At 72.9% G+C, this 921-nt stretch carries 1 protein-coding gene; it reads right to left on the reverse strand.

Annotated features, from left to right (window positions below):
- Positions 1–35: 35 nt before the first annotated feature.
- A partial coding sequence (locus ACFQEU_RS16735; RefSeq protein ID WP_379783980.1) for a molybdopterin molybdotransferase MoeA occupies positions 36–921 on the reverse strand: 886 nt, incomplete at its 5' end.

Below are 921 nucleotides of genomic sequence, written 5' to 3' on the forward strand. Positions count from 1 at the left end.
CGGCTCGGCGAGGTCGCGGAACTCCTTGCGGTCGCTCATTCGGTCACCTCCCACAGCTCCACGTCGACGACCCGGCCGGCGTCGAACCCCTCGACCGACTCCGGAACGACGACCCACCCGTCCGCGAGCGCGACGCTGGAGAGCACGCCGGAGCCGCTCGCGCGGGTCGGGGTCGCGACGGTCGACGGTCCGTCGCTCGTCCCGCTCGCAGTGGGCGACCCATCCGACTCGGTCGACCAATCCGACTCGGTCGACCCATCCGACTCGGTCGACTCGTCCGACAGCCGAACCCGGGCGAACGTCCGCGTCCCGGGCTCGCTCGCGATCTTCCGGTCCAGCCGTGCGCGTCGGGTGGGGAACGGGGCGGGGTCGGTCCCGGCGACCCGCTTCTGTGTCGGGCGGAGGAACTGGACCGCGTTGACGATACACGCGACGGGGTAGCCGGGAAGCGAGAGGACCGGCGTCCCCGACGCCCGGCCGAGACACACCGGATGGCCGGGTTTGAGCGCGACGCCGTGGACGAGCACCTCACCGATACCGTCGACCACCTCGGGGATGAGGTCGCGTTCGCCGACGGATGAGCCGCCGGTGGTGACCACGATGTCGGCGTCGAGGTCGCGCTCGATCGCCGCCGCGAGCGCCTCCTCGTCGTCCGTGACCACGTCGCGATAGCGGGCGTCACCGCCCCACCGCCCGACGAGCCGGGAGACGGTGAGCCCGTTCGTCTCGATCACTTCGCCCGGGTCCGGGTCCGACTGGACGAGCTCCTCGCCGGTCGGGATCACGGCGACCGTCGGCGGCTCGTACACCGGGACGGCGTCGAGCCCGACGGATTTGAGCAGCCCGAGGTCCGAGGGCCGGAGCGTCGCGCCGGCGTCGTAAAGTCGCTGGCCGTCGGCGACGTCCTCGCCCGCCGGGCCG

This window comes from Halorubrum tibetense (assembly GCF_042661865.1).
Classification (GTDB): domain Archaea; phylum Halobacteriota; class Halobacteria; order Halobacteriales; family Haloferacaceae; genus Halorubrum; species Halorubrum tibetense.